Origin of the sequence: Pseudomonas sp. GM24 (assembly GCF_000282235.1) — a bacterium.
GTDB lineage: Bacteria > Pseudomonadota > Gammaproteobacteria > Pseudomonadales > Pseudomonadaceae > Aquipseudomonas.
On sequence record NZ_AKJR01000280.1, the window covers coordinates 1 to 6,145 of the forward strand.

The window sequence follows — 6,145 nt, forward strand, 5'->3', positions numbered from 1 at the left end:
ACGCAGAGCGTCCCTAGAGGCGTTCCCACGCAGAGCGTGGGAACGATCAAAAAAAAGTCGGCAGCTCCTACAGGTTTTTTTTTCAGAGGGCTTCGCGGCTAGGTTTGCCATCAACCAGGCGCTGGATGCGCAGCGGGTTGGCGTTTTTCAGTGGCTCGGGCAACAAGCTGTCCGGGTAGTTCTGGAAGCATACCGGGCGCAGGAAACGGTCGATGGCCAGCGTGCCCACCGACGTGCCACGGGCATCGGACGTCGCCGGATACGGCCCGCCGTGCACCATCGAATCACAGACCTCGACACCGGTCGGATAACCGTTGAGCAGGATCCGCCCGACCTTCTGCTCCAGCAACGGCGTCAGCTCAGGGAAACGTTCGAAATCCGCCTGCTCGCCAATGATCGTCGCGGTCAGTTGCCCGTGCAGGCCATGCAGTGCGGCGCTGAGTTGCGCCTTGTCCGCCACTTCGACAATCACCGTGGTCGGGCCGAACACTTCTTCCTGCAGCACTTCATCGCCATCGATCAACAGGCTCGCATCGGCCTTGAACAATTGCGGTTGCGCCTGATTACCCTGCTGTGGATTACCCGCCAGATGTTCAATACCTGCGTGTGCCAACAGCTTCTGCAAGCCTTTGCCGTAGCTGCCGAGGGTGCCGGCGTTGAGCATGGTTTGCGCCGGTTGATCACCGATCAAACCAGCGACTTGCTGCACGAACGCGCTGAACTGCGGCGAACGAATACCGATCACCAGACCGGGATTGGTACAGAACTGACCGCAGCCCTGCACCACAGATGCAGTGAGGTCACGAGCAACGGTTTCCGAACGCTCGGCAAGGGCTTGCGGCAGAACGATCACCGGGTTGATGCTCGACATCTCGGCGAACACCGGGATCGGTTGCGGGCGCGCAGCGGCCATGTCACAGAGAGCGCGACCGCCCTTGAGCGAACCGGTGAAACCCACTGCCTGAATTGCCGGATGCTTGACCAGCCATTCGCCGACGCCACCGCCGTAGATCATATTGAATACGCCGGCCGGCATCGCGGTTTTTTCGGCAGCGCGGATCAGCGCATCGGCAACCAGTTCCGCTGTCGCCATGTGGCCGCTGTGAGCCTTGAACACCACCGGGCAACCGGCGGCGAGTGCCGAAGCGGTATCGCCGCCAGCCGTAGAAAAAGCCAGCGGGAAATTGCTCGCGCCGAACACTGCGACAGGGCCTAGGCCGATGCGGTATTGACGCAAATCCGGGCGCGGCAACGGCTGGCGATCCGGTAACGGCAGATCAATGCGCGCACCGTAGAAATCACCTCGGCGCAGGACTTTGGCGAACAGACGCATCTGCCCGCTGGTGCGTCCGCGCTCGCCTTGAATGCGTCCGGCCGGCAACGCCGTTTCGCGGCAGACCACAGCGACAAAATCATCACCGAGCGCATCCAGCTCATCAGCAATCGCATCGAGAAACTGCGCGCGGCGTTCGGCGCTAAGGCTGCGATAGGCCGGGTACGCGGCAGCGGCAGCTTTGGCTGCAGCGTCGACTTCTTCAACCGTGGCCTGAATGAAATCGTGCGGCAATTGTTCGCCCGTGGTTGCGTCGATCGATTGCAGTTTGACGTCGCCAGCGGCGCTGCGCTGACCACCGATGTAGTTGTGACCGAGAATCTGAGTCATGGGATCTCCTTAAAGGGTGCCGATGCTGTCCGGTTCATAAACCGCTGGGACCGGGACGATGCCGTTGAGCAGTGGCGCGCCGAATTCGGCCTGGCTGATTTCAAAAACGTCGCCCGGCTGGGTGCGGATGCCATCGGCGAACGACAGGGTCGCGGTGCCGAAGAAGTGAATGTGCACGTCACCGGGACGCAGGAACTGACTGTATTTGAAGTGGTGGTATTCGAGGTTGGCGAGGCTGTGGCACATGTTCGCCTCGCCACTGAGAAACTCGTTCTGCCAGAGCACTTCGCCGTCACGCAGGATGCGACTGGTGCCGGCCAGATGTTGAGGCAGTTCACCGGTGCGAAGTTCCGGGCCATAACTGCAACTGCGCAATTTCGAGTGGGCGAGGTACAGGTAATTCTTGCGTTCCATGACATGGTCGGAGAACTCGTTGCCCACCGCAAAACCGAGACGGTAAGGCTTGCCGTCGTGGCCAATGATGTACAAACCGGCCATTTCTGGTTCTTCGCCGGCGTCTTCGGCAAACGGCGGCACCGGGAAGGGTTGACCGGGGCGAACGACGATGCTGCCGTCGCCCTTGTAGAACCATTCCGGTTGCACACCGGCCTGCCCCGCCGCCGGTTTGCCGCCCTCCACGCCCCATTTGAAGATGCGCATGGTGTCGGTCATCGCCGCTTCATCGCCGGCCTGCTGGTGCATTTTGTCCCGCGCCGAGGCACTGCCAAGATGCGTCAGGCCGGTGCCGCTGATCAGCATGTGCGCCGGGTCCGGGTGATCGAGGGGCGGCAGCACGCGCAGTTGTGCGAGCAGCTCGGCGTAATCGTGGCTGATGCCGAGGCCGAGGGTTTGCACTTGCTGCTCCAGGGTGTTGCCGGCCTCGATGGCGGCCAGGGCCAGATCGCGCACGGAACGCGCGTCTTGCACTTCGCGCACCAGACCGTTGTCGACCACGCCGACGCGGCGTTCGCGGTTGCTTAATTCGAATTGAACCAGATGCATATGTCCTCTCCTGTATACAAAACTTCAAAACACTGCAAAACCCTGTGGGAGCTGGCTTGCCAGCGATGGCAATCTGTCTGACACATCAATGTTGAATGTGCCGCCGTCATCGCTGGCAAGCCAGCTCCCACAGGTTCCTTGGTGATTGATAGCGGGGGTCAGGTACGGGTGGCACCGCGTGCACTTGCTGCGAATTGGTCAACCGGGAGCACGTGTTTGCGCTCCAGCACGCGGTAGACGATGCCGGTCAGAATCAAGCCAAACACCATCACCCCCGAGAGAAAATACAGGCCGGACGCGAGGTTGCCGGTGTATTCCTTCAACGCCCCAATCACAAACGGCCCGATGTACCCGCCAAGATTCCCCACCGAATTGATCAGAGCAATCCCCGCCGCCGCACTCGCGCCGGCAAAGAAGCGCCCCGGCAAGGTCCAGAACACCGCCGTGCAGGAAAACAGCGCGAACGCCACCAGACACAACGCCGCCAGTTGCGCCACCGGCAACGACAACCAGGCACTGAGGAACAGGCCAATCGCGCCCAGCACATAAAGCACGGCCAGATGCCCGTAGCGATCATTCAAGCGGTCAGAACTGCGCGGTACGATCAGCAAGCCGATGATGCCGAAGATGTACGGCACCGACGAGACGAAACCGGTGACCAGATCGCTGCCGCCAAACTGTTTGATCAGCGTCGGTAACCATAGACCGAGACCATAAATGCTCAACGTCACCGGCAGATAAAACAGCGCCAGCAGCAACACGCGTTTGTCTTTCAGCGCATGCAGCGGATTGCCGTGACGGGTCTGGCCGTATTCCTGCAGATCCTTTTTCAGCTCACCGGTCAGCCAGTCTTTCTCGGCCTGATCCATCCATTTCACTTGCTGCGGGCCATCCGGCAACCAGCGCAACACCGGCCAGGTCAGCAAGATCGCCGGAGTGCCGATGACGATGAACAGCCACTGCCAGCCGTGCAGCCCGAGGACGCCATCCATGCCGAGCAAACCGCCGGACACCGGACCGGTGATCATCATCGCGATCGGTTGGGAGAGGATGAACAGCCCGAGGATCTTGCCGCGATGGCGCACCGGGAACCATTGGGTGATGTAGTAGAGAACGCCAGGGAAGAACCCCGCCTCGGCCGCGCCGAGCAGAAAGCGCATGACGTAGAAACTGTGCGGGCCCTGGACGAAGGCCATGCCGATGGTGATCGCGCCCCAGGTGATCATGATCCGCGCAAACCAGCGCCGCGCACCGAAGCGTTCGAGCATCAGGTTGCTGGGGATTTCGAAAAGGAAGTAACCAATGAAGAACAGCCCGGCGCCGAGGCCGTAAGCCGCATCGCCGATGCCGATGTCGGCGCCCATGTGCAGCTTGGCGAAGCCGACGGCGGAGCGATCCACATAGGCGATCAGGTACAGCAGGATCAGGAAGGGAATCAGTTTCAGCGTAATGCGCCGTATCAGCCGCAGTTCCTGGCTCATGAGATCGGTCTCCGATTGTTGTTTTTATAGAACCTCGGGGGACGCCTCTCACGGAAAACCGTCAGGGCCATCCCTCCGTCGAAAACGACTATATAGTAATACTAATTCACCAACAACACTTCCAAACCTAGGATTTTGCGCTTAGATTAAGCCGTAGCTGGAACACTATAGTCATACAATAAGAGAATCGATCATGTCTGATAAGAAACCCACCCTGCGCTCCGCCCAATGGTTTGGCACGGCCGACAAGAACGGCTTCATGTACCGCAGCTGGATGAAGAATCAGGGCATCGCCGACCACCAGTTTCACGGCAAGCCGATCATCGGCATCTGTAACACCTGGTCGGAACTGACCCCGTGCAACGCGCACTTCCGCCAGATCGCGGAGCACGTCAAACGCGGGGTGATCGAGGCTGGCGGTTTTCCAGTGGAATTCCCGGTGTTCTCCAACGGCGAATCGAACCTGCGTCCGACCGCCATGCTCACCCGCAACCTGGCGAGCATGGACGTTGAAGAAGCGATTCGCGGCAATCCGATCGACGGCGTAGTGCTGCTGACCGGTTGCGACAAAACCACTCCAGCGCTGCTGATGGGCGCGGCGAGTTGCGATGTGCCAGCGATTGTTGTGACCGGCGGGCCGATGCTCAACGGCAAGCACAAGGGCAAGGACATCGGCTCGGGCACGGTGGTCTGGCAGCTCAGCGAACAGGTCAAGGCCGGCACCATCACGATTGACGATTTCCTTGCAGCCGAGGGCGGCATGTCGCGTTCGGCGGGCACCTGCAACACCATGGGCACCGCATCGACCATGGCTTGCATGGCTGAAGCACTCGGCACTTCGCTACCGCACAACGCGGCGATCCCGGCGGTGGATGCGCGGCGTTATGTGTTGGCGCACATGTCCGGCATGCGTGCGGTGGAGATGGTTCGCGAAGATCTGAAACTGTCGAAGATCCTCACTAAAGAAGCCTTCGAGAATGCTATCCGGGTCAACGCTGCCATCGGTGGTTCGACCAACGCGGTGATTCACTTGAAAGCCATCGCCGGGCGCATCGGTGTTGAACTGGATCTGGACGACTGGACCCGCATCGGGCGCGGCATGCCGACCATTGTCGACCTGCAACCGTCGGGGCGTTTTCTGATGGAAGAGTTCTATTACGCCGGTGGTTTGCCAGCGGTGTTGCGTCGTCTCGGTGAGGCCAATCTGATCCCTAACCCGAATGCACTGACGGTGAACGGCAAGTCGATCGGCGAGAACACCAAGGACGCGCCGATCTATGGCGAAGACGAGGTGATCCGCACGCTCGACAATCCGATTCGCGCCGACGGTGGTATCTGCGTATTGCGCGGCAATCTGGCGCCGCTCGGCGCGGTACTCAAGCCGTCCGCTGCAACCCCGGAACTGATGCAGCATCGCGGCCGCGCGGTGGTGTTTGAAAACTTCGACATGTACAAGGCGCGGATCAATGATCCGGAGCTGGATGTCGATAAGGATTCGATTCTGGTGATGAAGAACTGCGGGCCGAAGGGTTATCCGGGCATGGCCGAAGTCGGCAACATGGGTTTGCCGGCCAAGTTGCTGGCGCAGGGTGTGACGGACATGGTGCGCATTTCCGATGCACGGATGAGCGGTACGGCGTATGGCACCGTAGTTTTGCACGTGGCGCCGGAAGCGGCGGCCGGCGGGCCTCTGGCGACAGTGAAGGAAGGCGACTGGATCGAGCTGGATTGCGCCACCGGGCGTTTGCACCTGGATATTCCGGATGCTGAACTGGCGGCGCGCATGGCGGATCTGCAGCCACCGCAGCAGTTGCTGGTGGGCGGTTATCGTCAGCTGTACATCGACCATGTGCTGCAGGCGGATCAGGGCTGTGACTTCGATTTCCTTGTCGGTTGCCGAGGGGCTGAAGTGCCGCGCCATTCCCATTAAAATCAAAAGATCGCAGCCTTCGGCAGCTCCTACATTGGAATGCATTTGATCGTTCCCACGCTCCGCGTG

General features: G+C 60.4%; 4 protein-coding genes. 1 reads left to right on the forward strand and 3 read right to left on the reverse strand.

Features of this window, described 5'->3' with window-relative positions; genetic code table 11:
* Positions 1–82: 82 nt before the first annotated feature.
* The 3 genes from PMI23_RS26520 to PMI23_RS26530 all read right to left on the reverse strand — a co-directional run bounded on the left by PMI23_RS26520 (position 83) and on the right by PMI23_RS26530 (position 4,146).
* Positions 83–1,663 carry an aldehyde dehydrogenase (NADP(+)) gene (locus PMI23_RS26520; RefSeq protein ID WP_007917978.1) on the reverse strand — a complete coding sequence of 527 codons (1,581 nt, stop codon included), beginning with the start codon at positions 1,661–1,663 and terminating at the stop codon, positions 83–85.
* 9 nt (positions 1,664–1,672) lie between these two features.
* Complete coding sequence (araD1, locus tag PMI23_RS26525; RefSeq protein ID WP_007917980.1) at positions 1,673–2,665, reverse strand: AraD1 family protein; 993 nt, start codon at positions 2,663–2,665, stop codon at positions 1,673–1,675.
* Between the two features lie 158 nt (positions 2,666–2,823).
* On the reverse strand, positions 2,824–4,146 hold the full coding sequence (locus tag PMI23_RS26530) for an MFS transporter (protein ID WP_007917982.1): 1,323 nt from the start codon (positions 4,144–4,146) through the stop codon (positions 2,824–2,826).
* A 193-nt stretch (positions 4,147–4,339) separates the two neighbouring features.
* On the opposite strand from PMI23_RS26530, the gene PMI23_RS26535 reads away from it, so the two are divergent.
* Complete coding sequence (locus PMI23_RS26535) at positions 4,340–6,076, forward strand: IlvD/Edd family dehydratase (RefSeq protein WP_007917984.1); 1,737 nt, start codon at positions 4,340–4,342, stop codon at positions 6,074–6,076.
* Positions 6,077–6,145 lie beyond the last annotated feature (69 nt).